Source organism: Acidovorax sp. PRC11, from assembly GCF_031844105.1.
Taxonomy (GTDB): domain Bacteria; phylum Pseudomonadota; class Gammaproteobacteria; order Burkholderiales; family Burkholderiaceae_C; genus Paracidovorax.
Genome location: NZ_JAUZUQ010000001.1, coordinates 60,075 through 77,225, shown reverse-complemented (window position 1 = coordinate 77,225; position 17,151 = coordinate 60,075). Strand labels below are relative to the sequence as shown.

Here is a 17,151-nt window from a genome sequence, read left to right as displayed (position 1 = left end):
CGCCGCGCCCCTGGGTCACATCCCCGAATAGTTCGGTCCGCCGCCGCCTTCCGGCGTCACCCACACGATGTTCTGCGTCGGGTCCTTGATGTCGCATGTCTTGCAGTGCACGCAGTTCTGCGCGTTGATCTGCAGGCGCTGCGCGTTGCCGCCCTGCGATTCGTCGGGCACGAATTCATACACTGCCGCTGGGCAGTAGCGCGCTTCGGGCCCGGCGTACTTTGCCAGGTTGATGTTCACCGGCACGCTCGCGTCCTTCAGCGTCAGGTGGGCGGGCTGGTGCTCGGCGTGGTTGGTGTTGCTGATGAACACGCTGGAGAGCCGGTCGAAGGTGAGCTTGCCGTCCGGTTTCGGGTAGACGATGGGCTTGCATTCGGCCGCGGGCTTCAGGTAGGCGTAGTCCGGCTTGTCGCGGTGCAGCGTCCAGGGGATGTTGCCCTTGAGCACGAACTGCTCGATGCCGTTCATCAGCGTGGCCGTGGCCAGGCCCTTCTTGAACCAGGCCTTGAAGTTGCGCGCCTTGTTCAGCTCCTCGTGCAGCCAGCTGTTCTCGAAGGCCTGCGGGAAGGCGGTGAGCTCGTCGTGCTGGCGGCCGGCGCGGACCGCGTCGTAGGCGGCCTCGGCCGCGAGCATGCCGGTCTTGATGGCGGCGTGGCTGCCCTTGATGCGGCTCACGTTCAGGAAGCCCGCCTCGCAGCCCACGAGCGCGCCGCCCGGGAACACGAACTTCGGCAGCGACAGCAGGCCGCCGGCCGTGATCGCGCGCGCGCCATAGCCGATGCGTTTGGCAGGCTTGATGCCCTTGGCTTCGTCGCCTTCCAGGTAGTAGCGGATGTTCGGGTGGGTCTTCCAGCGCTGGAACTCCTCGAACGGGCTCAGGTAGGGGTTGGAATAATCCAGCCCGGTGATGAAGCCGAGCGTGACCTTGTTGTCTTCCGCGTGGTAGAGGAAGGAGCCGCCGTAGGTGTCGCTCTTCATCGGCCAGCCGGCCGTGTGCATCACGAAGCCGGGCTGGTGGCGCTGCGGGTCGATCTCCCACAGCTCCTTGATGCCGATGCCGTAGCTCTGCGGATCGCGGCCCTCGTCGAGCTTGTAGCGCGCGATGAGCTGGCGGCCCAGGTGGCCGCGCGAGCCTTCGGCGAAGATGGTGTACTTGGCGTGCAGCTCCATGCCGAGCTGGAAATCGCCCGTGGGCTGGCCATCCTTGCCGACGCCCATGTTGCCGGTGGCCACGCCCTTGACCGAGCCGTCCTCGTTGTAGAGCACCTCGGCCGCGGGGAAGCCCGGGAAGATCTCCACGCCGAGTTCCTCGGCCTGCGCGGCCAGCCAGCGCACCACGTTGCCCAGGCTCACGATGTAGTTGCCGTGGTTCTGGAAGCAGCCGGGCAGCAGGAAGTTGGGCGTGCGGAAGGAAGACTTCTCGCCCAGGAAGATCATGGCGTCTTCCGTCACGGGCTGGTTCAGGGGCGCGCCGCGCTCCTTCCAGTCGGGGAACAGTTCGGTGAGCGCGCGCGGGTCCATGATGGCGCCCGAGAGGATGTGCGCGCCGGGCTCGGAGCCTTTTTCCAGCACCACGACCGAGACGTCCTGGCCGTTCTCGGCGGCCATCTGCTTGAGCCGGATGGCGGTGGACAGCCCGGCCGGGCCGCCGCCGACCACCACCACGTCGTATTCCATGGCCTCTCGCGGGCCGTATTGGGCAAGGATTTCGTCTTTCGTCATGGGTTGTCTCGTCTCGGCATTTGATAATCGAACGATGTCGCGTGCTGGGCGTGGGGCCCCGCGCGGGCGCTGTGCGGTCCATTGTATGCACCTGCGGCGCAACAATCGAACGATCGTTCTTTTTTTGTCCCTCCGGAGGCGGTTTTCCATGGCATACACCATCGATTTGTCGGGCCGCGTGGCCCTGGTGACGGGCGCGTCCAGCGGCCTGGGCGAGCAGTTCGCGCGCACCCTGGCCCGGGCGGGGGCGGGCGTGGTGCTGGCGAGTCGGCGCGTCGAACGGCTGAAGGCGCTGCGCGCGCGCATCGAGGGCGAGGGCGGCGACGCCCACGTGGTGGAGCTGGACGTGACCGACCACGATTCCATCAAGGCGGCCGTGGCCCATGCCGAGACCGAGATGGGCTCGATCGACATCCTCGTGAACAACTCGGGCGTCTCCACCACGCAGCGCATCCAGGATGTCACGCCGGACGATTTCGATTTCGTATTCGACACGAACGTACGCGGCGCCTTCTTCGTCGCGCAGGAGGTGGGCAAGCGCATGCTGGCGCGCTCCCGCGGCGCGGCGCCGGGCAGCTTCACGGGCGGGCGGATCATCAACATCGCCTCGATGGCGGGCCTCAAGGTGCTGCCGCAGATCGCCGCCTACAGCATGAGCAAGGCGGCCGTGGTGCACATGACCCGCGCCATGGCGCTGGAGTGGGGGCGCTTCGGGATCAACGTGAATGCGATCTGCCCGGGCTACATCGACACCGAGATCAACCACCACCACTGGCAGACCGAGCAGGGCCGCAAGCTGGTGGACATGCTGCCGCGCAAGCGCGTGGGCCAGCCGCGCGATCTGGACGCGCTCATCGTCACGCTGGCGAGCGACCAGAGCCATTTCGTGAACGGCGCGGTGATCGCGGCGGACGACGGATTCGGGGCCTGAGCCCGGCCGCGTGCCCCCCGGCCGTGGGGGCGGGCTCAGCCCGCGGCGGCCGCGCCGCCGCCCACCACGCGCAGGCGGTCGGCATTGGCCGCCAGCCAGTCGCCCGCGAGCACCGCGGCCGCGGGCTGGGCGTGTTCCTCGTCGGGATGGAAATCCCGCCGCAGGTAGCGCAAGAGCGCCGGCAGGCTGCGCCAGGCGACGCCGTCGCGGCCCCAGAACATCCGCACCGCGCTGATCCAGGTGCCCGGGCGCCAGAGCGTGCCGTCGCGCCGCAGGTTGAGCACGGTCTGGCGCATCGCATCCACCATGAAGACGATGCCCACGTAGAGGTACCAGCGCACGCGCCACGTATTGCTGCCGCCGAGCGCGCGGTAGAGATCGAATGCCACCGCGCGGTGCTCGGTTTCCTCGGCCGCATGCCAGCGCCACACGGTCTGCATCTGCGCGTCGGCGCCGTCCAGCCAGCGCGCATAGCGCAGCGTGCCGTCGGCCAGCAGGGCGGTGAAATGCTCGTAGGCGCAGGTAATGGCGAGTGCATGCAGGGGATTCGACGTGCGCTGGTGCAGCCGCTTCAGGCGGGCCAGCGCCCAGTGCTGCCAGCGGTTGTCGAGGCCCTGCCGCTCCAGCTCGGCGTTGTAGAGCCCGTGGATGTGGCGGTGGGTGGCTTCCTGGCCGACGAAGCCGCGCACCAGTGCGCGCAGCGCGGCATGGTCCGGCCTGCCTGCGTCGAGCTGCTCGGCCGCGGCGCGCACCGAATCGATGAAGAACTGCTCGCCCACGGGAAAGCTCATCGACAGGGCATTGAAGAACTGCGTGCGGAAGGCATCGCCGCCGTGCCAGTGGCGCGGAAAGCCCCGGGCCAGGTCGACGGCGAGCTTGCGCACCGGGAGGGTGGCGGCGGAGGGCACTGCAGGAGTGCGGGGAGCGGTGGCGGTCATCGGCGGTTCTCCTGGCGGGACGGCGGAGCGCGGCGCGCTTGCGGTTCCGGCGTTTTCTGAGCATTATTCAGTTTTCAACGCCCACCGCTACTCGCCTGGGGCTCACATTCCATCCGCCATGCCCATGAAGAAGCCCCCCGCCTCCGCAGGCCCCGCCGGCATGCGCCGCCAGCCCACGCAGGAGCGCGCGCTGCAAACCATCGAGGCGATTTTCGGCGCCACTGCTCAGATTGTGGAAAACGACGGCGAGGCGGCGCTCACCACCAACCGCGTGGCGCAGGTGGCGGGCGTATCCATCGGCACGCTCTACCAGTACTTTCCCTCCAAGGAGGCCGTGCTGCTGGCGATGGTGGAGCGCGAGCGGGGCCGCGTGCAGCAGGAAATGCAGCGGTTGCTCGACGATGCGCTGGAGCGCCAGCGCGCGGTACGCGAGGTGCTGCAGGACGTGGTGCGGCTGCTGGTGTCGGCTTTCGGCACGGGCGGGCATTCGCGGGTGCGGCGCGCGATGGTGCGCCTGGGCTGGCGCGTGGACCAGCACGAACGCTTCACCGCCGCGCTGCGCGAGGGCGCGGAGCGCAACGCCGTGGCACTCGCGCGGCTGGTGGACGGGGGCGACGGCTCCATCCGCCCGCCCACGCCCGCGATGATGTTCGTCGCCACCCGCGCGGTGATGGGCGCGATCCGCAGCGCGTCGCTCGAGGACTCCCCGCTGCTCGGGCAGCCGGCCTTCGAGGACGAACTGGTGCGCATGCTCTGGGGCGTGCTGCGCGCCGACGGCTGAGGGGCCTATGTTCGCTCAGCGCTGCCGCGGCACCCGGCCCATCAGGTAGAACTCCGGATTGGGCTGCATGCCCGCGAAGCTCGCCATGCGGTTGGAGAGGCCGAAGAACGCCGTGATGGCGGCGATGTCCCAGATGTCCTCGTCGTCGAAGCCGTGGGCGTGCAGCGCCGCGAAGTCGTCGTCGCCGATCGCCTGCGACTCCTGGCAGACCTTCATCGCGAAGTCCAGCATCGCGCGCTGGCGCGGGGTGATGTCGGCCTTGCGGTGGTTCACGGCCACCTGGTCGGCCACGAAGGGCTTCTTCTCGTAGATGCGCAGCAGGGCGCCGTGCGCCACCACGCAGTACAGGCACTGGTTGGCGGCGCTGGTGGCGGTGACGATCATCTCGCGGTCGCCCTTGGTGAGCGAGCCTTCCTCCTTGAGCATCAGTGCGTCGTGGTAGGCGAAGAAGGCGCGCCATTCGGCGGGGCGGCGCGCGAACGCCAGGAACACGTTGGGCACGAAGCCGGCCTTTTCCTGCACCTCGAGGATGCGGGCCTGGATGTCTTCGGGCAGCGTCTGCAGATCGGGAAGGGGATAGCGGCTCACGGGGGTTGTCTCCTGTCGTCGTTGGAATGCGTCGCGCGGCGAAAACGGTATCACGGATGCCAGTGGCTGGCGCGCACGCCCGGGACGCCCGGGGCCGAAGCGCTGCCGGCCAGCGCGTACGACAGCTGGTTGGCCGCCGCGACCACGGTCTGCGCCAGCGCTTCGAGCTTTTCCGCCTGCAGGCGCGACGCGGGCCCCGAGATGCACACCGAGCCCAGCAGCCGCCAGTGCATCCCGAACACCGGCGCCGAGACCGTGGCGACGCCCTGTTCCCGCTCGCCGATGGACCAGTAGTAGCCGCGCTGGCGGATGCGCTCGTACTCCGCGCCGGGCGCGCCCGAGAAGGCCAGGATCACGCGGCCCGGCGAGCCCTTGTCCAGCGGCAGGCCTTCCCCCATGCGCGCGTGGTGCCGCAGGGCCTGGGGGCCCTCCACGCGCACCAGGCAGGTGCGCACCTCTCCCTCGCGCACGTAGAAGGCCGCGCTCTCCCCGGTCGCCTGGGTGAGCGCGCGCAGGGCCGGCTCCAGCACGTTCTGCACGTCGAACCCGGCCTGGTAGCGCGCCCCCAGCCAGCCGGCGGCCGGCCCGAGGCGCCAGTCGCCGTCTTCGCGCTGCACCAGGTAACCGGACTGCGCCAGCGTGCGCGCGAGCCGCAGCACCGTGGTCTTGTGCAGCACGCAGCGCCGGCTCAGTTCGGCGAGCGACAGATGCGATTCGCCCACGCCGAATGCCGCGAGCACCTGCAGCGCGCGCGTGACGGCGGTGACCCCGCCGTCGCGCGCGGTGGCGGGCGATTGCGCATCGCCCGCGGCGGGCGCAGGGGAGGAGGGGCCGGCGGGGTTGCGTGAAGGGTTGCTCATGGCAGTACGCGTTGCATTGTGCGAAACGTCATTGTATGCAGCGAAACGTTTTTCTACAGTGGCGCCACGCCGGGCGTCGACCGCCACGGCGCCGGGCCGACAAACACAACGGAGACAACCGACATGCCATTCCTTCCGGCTTCCCGCCTTGCCCTGCCGCGCCGCGGCGCCTTGCTGCTGGCCCTGGCCGCCACCGCCCTGTGCGCCGGAGGCGTCCATGCCCAGGCCGCCTATCCGAACAAGCCCATCCGCCTCATCGTGCCGTTCCCGCCGGGCGGCGGCACGGACATGATCGCGCGCACCGTCGCGCAGAAGCTCACCGACCAGCACAAGTGGAACGTGGTGGTGGACAACCGCCCCGGTGCCGGCGGCAACCTGGGCGTGGACGCCGCGGCCAAGGCCGCGCCGGACGGCTACACCCTGGTCATGGGCCAGACGAGCAACCTGGCCATCAACCCGTCGCTCTATGCCAAGCTGCCGTACGACCCGGTCAAGGACCTGGTGCCCGTGGCGCTGGTGTCGTCCGCGCCGATCGTGATGGCCGCGCCCGCCAACTCGCCCTACAAGACCTTCGCCGACATCGTGGCGGCCGCCAAGGCACGGCCCGACGGCATCACGCTGGGCTATTCCGGCAACGGCACCGTGGCCCACCTGGCCGGCGAGCTGGCCGAGAACGCCGCCGGCATCAAGCTGCGCCATGTGCCCTACAAAGGCGCCTCGCAAGCCATGACCGACCTGGTGGGCGGCCAGATCGACCTCTATATGTCCGCCGTGCCCACGCTGCTCGGCCAGGTGCGCAACGGCAAGCTCAAGGCGATCGCCATCACCTCGCTCAAGCGCTCGGCGCAACTGCCCGACACGCCGACGCTGGCGGAATCCGGCTACAAGGATTTCGAGGCCGCATCGTGGTACGGCGTGCTGGCGCCCGCGGGCACCCCCGCGCCGATCGTGCAGACCCTCAACAAGGCCATCAACCAGGCCCTGGCCCAGCCGGACGTGGCCGACAAGCTCAAGTCCGAGGGCGGCGACGTGCTGGGCGGCACGCCCGAGAAGTTCAGCGTGCTGCTCAAGGCCGAAGTGCCGCGCTGGGCCAAGATCGTCAAGGACTCCGGCGCGAGCCTGGACTGACCGCCCGCGCCCGCCGCCGACGTTTTCCGCGTTTCCGCATGACGCTCGCCATGGACCGCGACGACCGCCCCGCCACGCCCGTACGCTTCTCGGCCGGCACCGCCGCGCCGCGCACGCCGGTGCCCGTGGGCGCCTGCGATTGCCACGTGCACCTCTACGACAGCCGCTTCCCGGCCGATCCCGCGGCCCGGCTGCGGCCACCCGATGCGCAGGTGTCCGACCTGCGCGCACTGCAGCGGCGCATCGGCACGACGCGTGCCGTACTGGTCACGCCGTCCACCTACGGCACCGACAACCGCTGCATGCTGCAGGGGCTGGCGGCCCTGGGTGACGGCGCGCGCGGAGTGGCGGTGATCGGCGGCGGAGAGAGCGACGCCGAACTGCAGCGGCTGCACGCCGCGGGAGTGCGCGGCGTGCGGCTGAACCTGTCGCTCGGGGTGGCCGGCACGGTGGAGTCGCTGCTGCCGCTCGCGCAGCGCATCGCTCCGCTCGGCTGGCATCTGCAACTGCTGATGGCCCCCGGTCTGCTGGCGGAACAGGCCGACGTGCTGCGCCGGCTGCCGGTGCCGCTGGTCTTCGATCACTTCGGGCGTATCGCGCCCGCGCTGGCCGGTCGGCATCCCGCCCATGCGCTGCTGCTGGAGCTGCTGCAGGCCGGGCGCGCGTGGATCAAGCTCTCCGGCGGCTACATCGTGAGCGAGCGCCATGCGGTGGACGACCCCGCGCTGGACGCCCTGGCCGCCACCTACCTGCGCGCCGCCCCCGGCCGCGTGCTCTGGGGCAGCGACTGGCCCCATGCCACCGCGACGGCCGGCCTGCAGCCGCTTGCCGACGACGCGCAGCAGCTGGACTGCCTGGCACGCTGGGCCCGGCAGACGGGCGATGGCCTGGCGCTGCACCGCGTGCTGGTGGACAACCCGGCCGCCCTCTACGGCTTCGCGCCCGCCGCGGCCGTGCCCTGAAACCCTCCACAAGAACACCGAGAGACATTCCATGAACGACTTCCTCCCTCCATCGGCATCCCGCCCCGCTGGCGCGCGCGCCGGCATCGGCCGCCGCGGCCTGATCGCCTCCGCAGGCGCGCTGCTGCTGGGATCGCTGGCCACGGCCCCGGCGCTGGCGCAATCCGACTGGCCCGCCGGAAAGATCATCACCTGGGTCGTACCCTATCCCCCGGGCGGCAGCACCGACGTGCTGGGCCGCAACATCGCACAGCGGGTGGGCACCGCCCTCGGCACCAACGTGATCGTGGACAACAAGGCGGGGGCCACCGGCACCATCGGCGCCGCCTTCGTGGCCAAGGCCGCGCCCGATGGATACACGCTGCTCGGCACCTCGATCGGCCCGCAGGCCATCGCGCCGCACCTGATGGGCAAGCTGCCCTACGACCCGATCGCCGGCTTCGAGCCGGTGGTGACCATCGGCACGATTCCGCACATCCTGGTGGTGGGCGCCGACCAGCCCTTCAAGACCGTGGCCGATCTCGTGGCGGCGGCCAAGGCCCAGCCCGGCCAGCTGGCGTTCGCCTCCGGCGGCAACGGCACGATCCTGCAGATGCAGGGCGAACTGCTGCAGCAGCAGACGGGCGCGCGCTTCATCCACGTGCCCTACAAGGGCGACACACCCGCCCTGCAGGACACGCTGGCCGGCCAGGTGCAGTTCATGTTCGCCCCGGTGGCCGCGGCGCTGCCGCACGTGCAGGCCGGCAAGCTGCGCGCGCTGGCCGTCACCTCCGCGCAGCGGCTCAAGGCGCTGCCGGCCGTGCCCACCATGGGCGAGGTCGGCATGAAGGACTTCGTGGTCGAGCAGTGGCAGGCCGTGTTCGCGCCCGCCAGGACGCCCGCCGCCGTGGTGCAGCGCCTGAACCTCGAGATCAACAACGCCCTGAAGGACCCGGCCGTCGTGGCCCTGGCCGACAAGCTCGGCGTGACGCTGGTCGGCGGCACGCCCCGGCAGCTCGGCGACCTGCAAAAGGCCGATTCGGCCAAGTGGGCCCAGGTCATCCGGGACGGAAACATCAAGGCCGAGTGACGGGCCCGGTCCCTTTTCTTTTTCCATCCAACCCCAGCAACGGACTCCACCATGAGCCAACTTCCTGAAGTCATCCGCGACATCGAACGCGTGGGCGCCGACGTCGTCGCCAAGGCCGCGACCTTCCAGGCCGCCATCCTGGCCGACGTGGCCGGCCGCCGCGGCACCATGCATGCCCGCGTCTCCCCCGTGCACCAGTCCATGAAGGTGGCCGGCCCGGCCTTCACCGTCGAGGTGCGCCCCGGCGACAACCTCATGATCCACGCGGCCATCGCGCTGGCGAAACCCGGCGACGTGCTGGTGATCGACGGCAAGGGCGACCAGACCGCCGCGCTGATGGGCACCCTGATGCTCAGTGCCTGCAAGAAGATCGGCCTCGCCGGCGTGATCGTGGACGGCGCGATCCGCGACAAGCTGGAGATCCTGGAACTGGACTTCCCCGTGTTCAGCGCCGGCTTCAACCCCGCGGGCCCCACCAAGTACGTGCCCGGCCGCATCAACCACCCCATCTCGGCCGGCGGCGCCGTGGTGAACCCCGGGGACCTGGTGGTGGGCGACGCCGACGGCGTGGTGGTGATCGAGCGCGCGAAGGCCCCGGCCATGATGGCCCTGGCCGACAAGAAGGTGGCCGACGAGGCCGCCCGCATCGAGGCCATCGCACGGGGCGACACGGCGTCGAAGTGGCTGCCCGCCGCGTTGCGCGCCGCCGGCGTGCTGAAGGAAGGGGAGTCGCTGTGAGCGCCGGCACCATCATCGTCACGGGTGCCGACCTGGCGCCGCAGGCGCTCGACCTGCTGAAGAATTTCGAGGTCGTGTATGCCGGCAAGACGCCGACGGAGGAAGACCTCATCGCCCTGGCCAAGCAGCATGATCCCGTCGCCATCATCGTGCGCTACGGCAAAGTGGGCGCGGCCATCATGGACGCGGCGCCGTCCCTGAAGGTGATCTCCAAGCACGGCAGCGGCACCGACACCATCGACAAGGTGGCGGCGAAGGCGCGCGGCATCGAGGTGGTGGCCGCCGTGGGCGCCAACGCCGCGGCCGTGGCCGAGCAGGCGCTGGCGCTGCTGCTGGCCTGCGCCAAGTCGGTGGTCGAACTCGATGCGCGCATGCATGCCGGCCACTGGGACAAGGCCACGCACAAGAGCCTGGAGCTGGGCGGCCGCACGGTGGGCCTGGTGGGCCTGGGCGCCATCGGCCTGCGCTTCGCGAAGATGGCCGATGCGCTCGGCATGCGCGTGATCGGCTTCGATCCGTTCGCGAAGAACCTGCCGGACTATGTGCAGAGCGTTGCGCTCGACGCCATCTGGCGCGAGTCGGACGCGATCTCGCTGCACTGCCCGCTGACCGACGAGAACCGCGGCATGCTGAACGCCGCCACGCTGGCGCAGTGCAAGCGCGGCGTGATCGTGGTCAACACCGCGCGTGGCGGCCTGATCGACGAGTCGGCACTGCTGGAGGCCGTGCGCTCCCGCCAGGTGATGGCGGCGGGCCTGGACAGCTTCGCCGTGGAGCCGATGGCGCCCGGCCACCCGTTCCAGGGTGAGAAGCATTTCATCCTCTCCCCGCACATCGGCGGCGTGACGAGCGATGCCTACGTGAACATGGGCGTGGGCGCGGCGAAGAACCTGCTGGCCGTGCTGGAGCGCGCTTCCGCTGCGGCGTGACCGACGGGAAGGGCAGGGCGGGGCCGTGTCCTCACCCTTGCCCTCGATCTCGAACTCGACTCCGCGCACCGCCGGCTTCCGCCGCCGCCAGGCCAAGCCGGGCCCCCGCGCGGACACGATTCAACATACGAGGCCGCGCGCGACGCGGCCCACGACAGGAGACATGCGCATGCATTCCATTTCTGCCCTTTCCGGGCGCGCCCCGTCCGCCCGCTTCGCCGTGCCCGCCGCGAAGGTGCTGGCCGCCACGGTCCTCTTCGCCGCATCGGCCGCCTGCTTCGCCCAGGCAGGGACCTACCCCGCCAAGCCGGTCAAGCTGGTCGTCGGCTTCGCGGCCGGCGGACCCACCGACGTGGTGGCGCGCGCCTTCGCCGACCATGCCAGCCGCGCGCTGGGCCAGCCGTTCATCATCGACAACAAGCCCGGCGCCAACACCATCCTGGCCGCGCAGGCCGTGGCCAGCGCGCCGGCGGATGGCTACACGCTGCTGTTCGGCGCCACCAACCACACGATGATCCCGGGCCTCTACAGCGGCCGCGTGAAGTTCGACGCCGTGAAGTCGTTCCAGCCACTGTGTACCGTGGCCACCAGCCCCACGGTGCTGGTGGTGGGGCACGGCCTGCCGGTGAAGACGCTGGCCGACTACATGGCGCGGGCCCGCCAGGAGCCGGGCCGCGTCACCGCGGGCACCGCGGGCGTGGGCAGCTCCGGGCACTTCGCCACCGAGATGTTCGCGCGCGCCAACGGCCTGAAGCTGAACCACGTGCCCTACAAGGGCGCCGCGCCCGTGGTCACCGACCTGATGGGCGGCCAGCTCGACAGCTCCTTCGCCACCCTGGGCTCGGTGCTTCCGCAGATCAAGAGCGGCAAGCTGGCGGCGCTGGCCGTGGCGTCGCCGAAGCGCTCGTCGCTGCTGCCTGACGTGCCCACGTTCGCCGAGGCCGGCGGCGGCAACTATTCCGCCGATGCCTGGTACGGCGTGCTGGCACCGGCCGGCCTGCCCGGGCCCGTCGCGCAGCAACTGGAGAAGGTGGCGCGCGAGTTCGCCGGCAGCGCCGGGGCGGCCGAGAAGCTGCGCGGCCTCGGACTCGATGCGGACTCCACCTGCGGCAAGGCCTTCACCGCGCAGGTGGAGCGCGAAGTCGCGACCTACACGCAGATCGCCAAGGACCTCGACCTGAAAGCGGAGTGAGCGCAGTCCGCAGAAACCACCACCGCAAGGAGACACCATGCACCGTTTCATCAAACCCCTCGTCGCCGCCGTGGCCCTGGCTGCCGGACTCGCCCACGCAGCCTTCCCGGAGCGCCCCATCACCATCGTCGTGCCGTACGCCCCCGGCGGCGCCGCCGATGCGGTGGCGCGCGTGATCGCCACCCGCATGGGGGCCAAACTGGGCGGCAGCGTGATCGTGGACAACAAGCCCGGCGCCAGCGGCACCATCGGCGCGAGCTTCGTGGCCAAGGCGCCGGCCGACGGCTACACCATGCTCTACGACGCCACGCCGTACTCGATCAATCCGCACCTGTTCCCCAAGATGCCCTATGCGGGCACCGCGCTGCAGCCGCTGTCGCTGGTGCTGCTGGCCCCCAACGTGCTCATCGTGAAGGCCGATTCCCCGCTCAAGAACGTGAACGACCTGATCGCCCGGGCCAAGGCGCAACCGGGCAAGCTCAACTTCGCCTCGGGCGGCAGCGGCACGGTGCAGCGGCTGGCCGCGGAGCTGTTCCGGCAGCAGCTGGGCCTGGACATGGTGCATGTGCCCTACAAGAGCGGCGGCCCCGCCATCGCCGACGTGATGGGCGGGCAGGTCGACTTCATGTTCGGCACCGTGGCGGCCACCTACCCGCTGGTGTCCGGCGGCAAGCTGCGCGCGCTGGCCGTGTCCGCGCCCGAACGCTCCAGGCGCCTGCCCGACGTGCCCACCGTGGCCGAAGCCGCCATCCCGGGCTACGAAGCCTACGAATGGAATGGCGTGTTCCTGCCCGCCGGCACGCCCGCGCCGATCGCCGCGCAGCTCCAGCAGGCCGTGGCGGACGTGCTCAAGGACGAGGACGTGCGCCAGCGCCTGACCGACCTGGGCGCCCAGCCGATCGGCTCCACGCCGGCCGAGTTCGCCACCTTCCTGAAGAAGGAAGATGCGAAATGGGGCGAAGTGGTGCGCAAGGGCCACATCCAGCTCGACTAGAACGCGATGCATCCGCCCGACCTGGCCGAACCCGTGCCGCACTCCGTGGGGTTGGCGCGGCCGTCGCGCGTGCTGCCTGCGCTGGCCTGCGACAGCCACATGCACATCTTCGATGCGCGTTTCGCGCCGTCGCCGCACTGGCCGCGCACGCCGCCCGATGCGCCGGTGGCGGCCTACCGACGGCTGCAGCAGCGGCTGGGCACGTCGCGCGCGGTCGTGGTCACCCCGTCCACCTACGGCACCGACAACGCCTGCACGCTCGACGCGCTGGACCAGCTGGGCGACAGCGCGCGCGGTGTGGCCGTGGTCGGGCAGGACGTATCGGATGCCGAACTGGCGCGCCTCGCGGCGCGGCGGGTGCGGGGGTTGCGCGTCAACTTCGTCTCGCCGCAGTCCTGGGGCGAAACCACGCCCGACATGCTTTCCCGCCTGGCGCGGCAGGTGGCCGGCCACCCGGACTGCGGCGGCTGGCACATCCAGCTGTTCGCACAACCGGAGCAGATCGAGGCGCTGGCCCCCTTGCTGCGGGCATTGCCGCTGCCGCTGGTGATCGACCACCTGGGACGCATCGACCCGGCCGATGGCACCGCGGCCCCGGCCTATGGGGTGCTGCGCGGACTGCTGGACGGCGGCAACACCTGGGTCAAGCTCTCGGGCGCCTACATGCGCTCCGCGATGCACGGCCCCGGCTATGCGGATACGCTGCCCCTCGGCCGCGCGCTGGTACAGGCCGCGCCGGAGCGGCTGGTGTGGGGCAGCGACTGGCCGCACACCACCGAGGCGCCCGGCACCGTGGACGATGCCGCGCTGGTCGATCTGCTGCGGGCCTGGGCGGGCCCGGACTGGGCCATGGATGCCATCCTGGTGGACAACCCCGCACGGCTCTACGGCTTCGGCGGGGCGGCCTGAACGCCGCGCACCCGTCCGACCGCACGCACGACCCCTGCCACCGACGAATTCCAAGGAAAGCGACTCCCATGTTCCTGCTGCAGCCTCCCCAGATCCGTGAGCTGGAAATCTTCACGGCCATGCCGGCCGGACTGCGCCGCCCCGAGCGCAGCGACTGGGCCGACGCCAACCGCGGCGGCACGGTCACCGACTCGTTCCTTGAAGGACCGGTGTTCGACGAGGCCGGCCACCTCTACGTCAGCGACATCCCCTGGGGCCGCATCTTCCGCATCGATCCCGAGGGCGCCTGGAGTCTCGTGGCCGAATACGACGGCGAGCCGAACGGCATGAAGTTCCTCGATGCCGGTTCGCTGCTCATCACCGACTACAAGAACGGCCTGATGCGGCTGGACATCGCCACCGGCCAGGTATCGCCCTACCTGCAGCGCCGCAACAGCGAACGCTTCAAAGGGGTGAACGACCTCGTCTTCGATGCCGAAGGCAACCTGTACTTCACCGACCAGGGGCAGAGCGGCCTGCACGATCCGTCCGGGCGCCTGTACCGCCTGCGGCCCAATGGCCAGCTCGATCTGCTGCTGCACAACGTGCCCAGTCCCAACGGCGTGGCGCTCTCGCCCGACGGCCGCGTGCTGTACCTCGCCGTCACGCGCGGCAACTGCGTCTGGCGCGTGCCGCTGCTGCCCGACGGCAGCGTGGCCAAGGTGAGCCAGTTTTTCACGTCCTACGGCCCGAGCGGCCCGGACGGACTGGCCGTGGATGCCGAGGGGCGCGTGCTGGTCGCCAACCCGGGCCTCGGGGTGGTCTGGGTGCTCAACGCCCGGGCCGAGCCGGTGCAGGTGCTGCGCGGCGTGCCCGGCAGCTCCACCACCAACCTCACCTTCGGCGGGGAAGGGCGGCGCACGCTCTACGTGACCGACTCCACGCACGGCCGCGTGCTGCGCACCACGCTGGACGCGGCGGGGCTGCCGTTGCACCGGTTGCGGGTTTGGTAAACCCTATGACAGGGATTTGATCATTTGATTTCTGCTTTCTTCCACTGTTGCGTAGCATTCCTTTCATTCACCAGCCACTTCAGGAGTGCCCCATGACGCAAGAAGCCACCAAGTGCCCGTTCCACGCCGCCGCTGCCAACGGCGGGACCATCAACAAGGACTGGTGGCCCAACCAGTTGCGCCTCGACCTTCTCAACCAGCACTCCTCCAAATCGACGCCGTTGAACGGCGGCTTCGACTACGCCGAGGAGTTCAAGAAGCTCGATTATGAAGGCCTCAAGCGCGACCTGCGCGCGCTCATGACCGATTCCCAGGACTGGTGGCCCGCCGACTTCGGCCACTATGGCCCGCAGTTCGTGCGCATGGCCTGGCATGCCGCCGGCACCTACCGCACCGGTGACGGCCGGGGCGGTGCCGGCCGGGGCCAGCAGCGCTTCGCACCCCTCAACAGCTGGCCCGACAACGTCAACATCGACAAATCCCGCCGCCTGCTCTGGCCCATCAAGCAGAAGTACGGCCAGAAGATCTCCTGGGCCGACCTGCTGGTGCTGACCGGCAACGTGGCGCTCGAAACCATGGGCTTCCGCACGTTCGGCTTCGCCGGCGGCCGTGAAGACACCTGGGAACCCGACCAGGACGTGTACTGGGGCCGCGAGAAGACCTGGCTCGGCGGCGACGCGCGCTACGGCAAGGGCACGCCCGGCGACGGCACGCTGGTGGCCGACCCCGCCATGCACGGCCACGAGCAGGACCGCACCGACAGCCAGGGCCGCCACCTCGAGAACCCGCTCGCCGCGGTGCAGATGGGCCTCATCTACGTGAACCCGGAAGGCCCCGAAGGCAACCCCGACCCGGTCGCCGCCGCGCACGACATCCGCGAGACCTTCGGCCGCATGGCCATGGACGACGAAGAGACCGTGGCGCTGATCGCCGGCGGCCACACCTTCGGCAAGACCCATGGCGCCGGTGCGGCCGACCATGTCGGCCCCGAGCCGGAAGCCGCGGGCCTGGAACAGCAGGGCCTCGGCTGGGCCAGCAGCTTCGGCTCCGGCAAGGCCGGCGACGCCATCACCAGCGGCCTCGAAGTCACCTGGACCAGCACCCCCGCGCAGTGGGGCAACGAGTTCTTCGAGAACCTGTTCAAGTTCGAATGGGAACTCACCAAGAGCCCGGCCGGCGCCCACCAGTGGCAGGCGAAGAACGCGCCCGCGACCATTCCCGACGCGCACGACCCGTCGAAGAAGCGCGTGCCCACCATGCTGACCACCGACCTGTCGCTGCGCTTCGATCCGGCCTACGAGAAGATCTCGCGCCGCTTCCTGGAGAATCCGCAGGCCTTCGCCGAAGCCTTCGCCCGCGCCTGGTTCAAGCTGACCCACCGCGACATGGGCCCGCGCGCCCGCTACCTCGGCCCCGAGGTGCCGAAGGAAGAGCTGATCTGGCAGGACCCGGTGCCCGCCGTGAACCATCATCTGGTCGATGCCGCCGACGTGGCCGCCCTGAAGGAACGCGTGCTCGCCTCCGGCCTCACGGTGCAGGAGCTGGTCGGCACGGCCTGGGCGTCCGCCTCCACCTTCCGCGGCTCCGACAAGCGCGGCGGCGCCAATGGCGCGCGCATCCGCCTGGCGCCCCAGAAGGACTGGGCCGTGAACCAGCCCGAGCAGCTGGCCCGTGTGCTGCAGGTGCTGGAAGGCATCCAGCGCGACTTCAACAAGTCCGCCGACGGCGACAAGCGCATCTCGCTGGCGGACCTGATCGTGCTGGCCGGCGCGGCCGGCGTGGAGCAGGCCGCCCGCAACGCCGGCACCAGCGCCACGGTGCCGTTCACCCCGGGCCGCACCGACGCCCGCCAGGACCAGACCGACGTGGAATCGTTCTCGGTGCTCGAACCCGTGGCCGACGGCTTCCGCAACTTCACCAAGGCCCGCTACAGCGTGCCGGCCGAAGTGCTGCTGGTGGACAAGGCGCAACTGCTGACGCTCACGGCGCCCGAGATGACGGTGCTGGTCGGCGGCCTGCGCGCCATCAACATCAACGTGGGCGGCTCTACGCACGGCGTGTTCACCACCACGCCGGGCGCGCTGACGAACGACTTCTTCGCCCACCTGCTGGACATGTCCACCGAATGGAAGCCCGCCGGCGACGTGTTCGAGGGCCGCGACCGCAAGACCGGCGAGAAGAAGTGGACCGGCACGCGCGTGGATCTGGTCTTCGGCTCCAACGCCGTGCTGCGCTCCCTGGCCGAGGTGTACGCCAGCGCCGACGCGAAGGCGAAGTTCGTGCAGGACTTCGTCGCGGCCTGGGCCAAGGTGATGGACCTGGACCGTTTCGACCTGCGCTGACCGCCCGGAGCGGCCCCGCCGCATGCCGCCGAGCCCGCTGCCCTGGAAAGGGGCGGCGGGCTTTTTTTTCGTCGCG

At 70.3% G+C, this 17,151-nt stretch carries 16 protein-coding genes; 12 read left to right on the top strand and 4 right to left on the bottom strand.

The features are described from left to right. Positions 1-15: 15 nt before the first annotated feature. Positions 16-1,722: an electron transfer flavoprotein-ubiquinone oxidoreductase gene (locus tag Q9R47_RS00340; protein ID WP_311231274.1), complete on the bottom strand. Its 1,707-nt coding sequence runs from the start codon at positions 1,720-1,722 to the stop codon at positions 16-18. 148 nt (positions 1,723-1,870) lie between these two features. Here Q9R47_RS00340 and Q9R47_RS00335 point away from each other — a divergent pair, with 148 nt between their 5' ends. Next, complete coding sequence (locus Q9R47_RS00335) at positions 1,871-2,653, top strand: SDR family oxidoreductase (RefSeq protein ID WP_311231273.1); 783 nt, start codon at positions 1,871-1,873, stop codon at positions 2,651-2,653. Between the two features lie 35 nt (positions 2,654-2,688). Here the strand turns inward: Q9R47_RS00335 and Q9R47_RS00330 are convergent, their stop codons facing one another. Further along, positions 2,689-3,591 (bottom strand): metal-dependent hydrolase, encoded by a 903-nt coding sequence (locus tag Q9R47_RS00330; protein ID WP_311231272.1) that lies wholly within the window; start codon positions 3,589-3,591, stop codon positions 2,689-2,691. A gap of 124 nt (positions 3,592-3,715) precedes the next feature. On the opposite strand from Q9R47_RS00330, the gene Q9R47_RS00325 reads away from it, so the two are divergent. Next, on the top strand, positions 3,716-4,372 hold the full coding sequence (locus tag Q9R47_RS00325) for a TetR/AcrR family transcriptional regulator (protein ID WP_311231271.1): 657 nt from the start codon (positions 3,716-3,718) through the stop codon (positions 4,370-4,372). Between the two features lie 15 nt (positions 4,373-4,387). Here Q9R47_RS00325 and Q9R47_RS00320 read toward each other — a convergent pair whose 3' ends face one another. Both Q9R47_RS00320 and Q9R47_RS00315 read right to left on the bottom strand, forming a co-directional pair. After that, on the bottom strand, positions 4,388-4,960 hold the full coding sequence (locus tag Q9R47_RS00320; RefSeq protein WP_311231270.1) for a peroxidase-related enzyme: 573 nt from the start codon (positions 4,958-4,960) through the stop codon (positions 4,388-4,390). Positions 4,961-5,010: 50 nt separating this feature from the next. Next, positions 5,011-5,820 (bottom strand): IclR family transcriptional regulator, encoded by an 810-nt coding sequence (locus Q9R47_RS00315; protein WP_311231269.1) that lies wholly within the window; start codon positions 5,818-5,820, stop codon positions 5,011-5,013. 123 nt (positions 5,821-5,943) lie between these two features. On the opposite strand from Q9R47_RS00315, the gene Q9R47_RS00310 reads away from it, so the two are divergent. The 10 genes from Q9R47_RS00310 to katG all read left to right on the top strand — a co-directional run bounded on the left by Q9R47_RS00310 (position 5,944) and on the right by katG (position 17,075). Continuing rightward, a complete protein-coding gene (locus tag Q9R47_RS00310; protein WP_311231268.1) occupies positions 5,944-6,948 on the top strand; it encodes a tripartite tricarboxylate transporter substrate binding protein in 1,005 nt (334 codons plus the stop codon). Positions 6,949-6,986: 38 nt separating this feature from the next. Further along, complete coding sequence (locus Q9R47_RS00305; RefSeq protein WP_404977078.1) at positions 6,987-7,910, top strand: amidohydrolase family protein; 924 nt, start codon at positions 6,987-6,989, stop codon at positions 7,908-7,910. 31 nt (positions 7,911-7,941) lie between these two features. Continuing rightward, positions 7,942-8,979 carry a tripartite tricarboxylate transporter substrate binding protein gene (locus Q9R47_RS00300; RefSeq protein WP_311231267.1) on the top strand — a complete coding sequence of 346 codons (1,038 nt, stop codon included), beginning with the start codon at positions 7,942-7,944 and terminating at the stop codon, positions 8,977-8,979. 51 nt (positions 8,980-9,030) lie between these two features. Then, positions 9,031-9,717, top strand: coding sequence for an RraA family protein (locus Q9R47_RS00295; RefSeq protein WP_311231266.1), 687 nt, complete (start codon positions 9,031-9,033; stop codon positions 9,715-9,717). Beyond that, the gene (locus Q9R47_RS00290; RefSeq protein ID WP_311231265.1) at positions 9,714-10,646 is read left to right on the top strand and encodes an NAD(P)-dependent oxidoreductase; all 933 of its coding nucleotides are present in this window, start codon (positions 9,714-9,716) and stop codon (positions 10,644-10,646) included. The genes Q9R47_RS00295 and Q9R47_RS00290 overlap by 4 nt, the downstream gene beginning before the upstream one ends. Before the next feature lie 169 nt (positions 10,647-10,815). Continuing rightward, positions 10,816-11,838 (top strand): tripartite tricarboxylate transporter substrate binding protein, encoded by a 1,023-nt coding sequence (locus tag Q9R47_RS00285; protein WP_311231264.1) that lies wholly within the window; start codon positions 10,816-10,818, stop codon positions 11,836-11,838. A 37-nt stretch (positions 11,839-11,875) separates the two neighbouring features. Next, positions 11,876-12,832 (top strand): tripartite tricarboxylate transporter substrate binding protein, encoded by a 957-nt coding sequence (locus Q9R47_RS00280; RefSeq protein WP_311231263.1) that lies wholly within the window; start codon positions 11,876-11,878, stop codon positions 12,830-12,832. Positions 12,833-12,838: 6 nt separating this feature from the next. Then, positions 12,839-13,741, top strand: coding sequence for an amidohydrolase family protein (locus tag Q9R47_RS00275; RefSeq protein WP_311231262.1), 903 nt, complete (start codon positions 12,839-12,841; stop codon positions 13,739-13,741). A gap of 68 nt (positions 13,742-13,809) precedes the next feature. After that, a complete protein-coding gene (locus Q9R47_RS00270) occupies positions 13,810-14,733 on the top strand; it encodes an SMP-30/gluconolactonase/LRE family protein (protein ID WP_311231261.1) in 924 nt (307 codons plus the stop codon). A gap of 92 nt (positions 14,734-14,825) precedes the next feature. Further along, on the top strand, positions 14,826-17,075 hold the full coding sequence (katG, locus tag Q9R47_RS00265; protein ID WP_311231260.1) for a catalase/peroxidase HPI: 2,250 nt from the start codon (positions 14,826-14,828) through the stop codon (positions 17,073-17,075). Positions 17,076-17,151 lie beyond the last annotated feature (76 nt).

What these genes read in the sequence shown, in the direction of transcription:
- Q9R47_RS00340 (WP_311231274.1), bottom strand. Translation starts at nt 1,722, where the DNA reads ATGACGAAAGACGAAATCCTTGCCCAATACGGCCCGCGAGAGGCCATG.
- Q9R47_RS00335 (WP_311231273.1), top strand. Translation starts at nt 1,871, where the DNA reads ATGGCATACACCATCGATTTGTCGGGCCGCGTGGCCCTGGTGACGGGC.
- Q9R47_RS00330 (WP_311231272.1), bottom strand. Translation starts at nt 3,591, where the DNA reads ATGACCGCCACCGCTCCCCGCACTCCTGCAGTGCCCTCCGCCGCCACC.
- Q9R47_RS00325 (WP_311231271.1), top strand. Translation starts at nt 3,716, where the DNA reads ATGAAGAAGCCCCCCGCCTCCGCAGGCCCCGCCGGCATGCGCCGCCAG.
- Q9R47_RS00315 (WP_311231269.1), bottom strand. Translation starts at nt 5,820, where the DNA reads ATGAGCAACCCTTCACGCAACCCCGCCGGCCCCTCCTCCCCTGCGCCC.
- Q9R47_RS00310 (WP_311231268.1), top strand. Translation starts at nt 5,944, where the DNA reads ATGCCATTCCTTCCGGCTTCCCGCCTTGCCCTGCCGCGCCGCGGCGCC.
- Q9R47_RS00305 (WP_404977078.1), top strand. Translation starts at nt 6,987, where the DNA reads ATGACGCTCGCCATGGACCGCGACGACCGCCCCGCCACGCCCGTACGC.
- Q9R47_RS00300 (WP_311231267.1), top strand. Translation starts at nt 7,942, where the DNA reads ATGAACGACTTCCTCCCTCCATCGGCATCCCGCCCCGCTGGCGCGCGC.
- Q9R47_RS00295 (WP_311231266.1), top strand. Translation starts at nt 9,031, where the DNA reads ATGAGCCAACTTCCTGAAGTCATCCGCGACATCGAACGCGTGGGCGCC.
- Q9R47_RS00285 (WP_311231264.1), top strand. Translation starts at nt 10,816, where the DNA reads ATGCATTCCATTTCTGCCCTTTCCGGGCGCGCCCCGTCCGCCCGCTTC.
- Q9R47_RS00280 (WP_311231263.1), top strand. Translation starts at nt 11,876, where the DNA reads ATGCACCGTTTCATCAAACCCCTCGTCGCCGCCGTGGCCCTGGCTGCC.
- Q9R47_RS00275 (WP_311231262.1), top strand. Translation starts at nt 12,839, where the DNA reads ATGCATCCGCCCGACCTGGCCGAACCCGTGCCGCACTCCGTGGGGTTG.
- Q9R47_RS00270 (WP_311231261.1), top strand. Translation starts at nt 13,810, where the DNA reads ATGTTCCTGCTGCAGCCTCCCCAGATCCGTGAGCTGGAAATCTTCACG.
- katG (WP_311231260.1), top strand. Translation starts at nt 14,826, where the DNA reads ATGACGCAAGAAGCCACCAAGTGCCCGTTCCACGCCGCCGCTGCCAAC.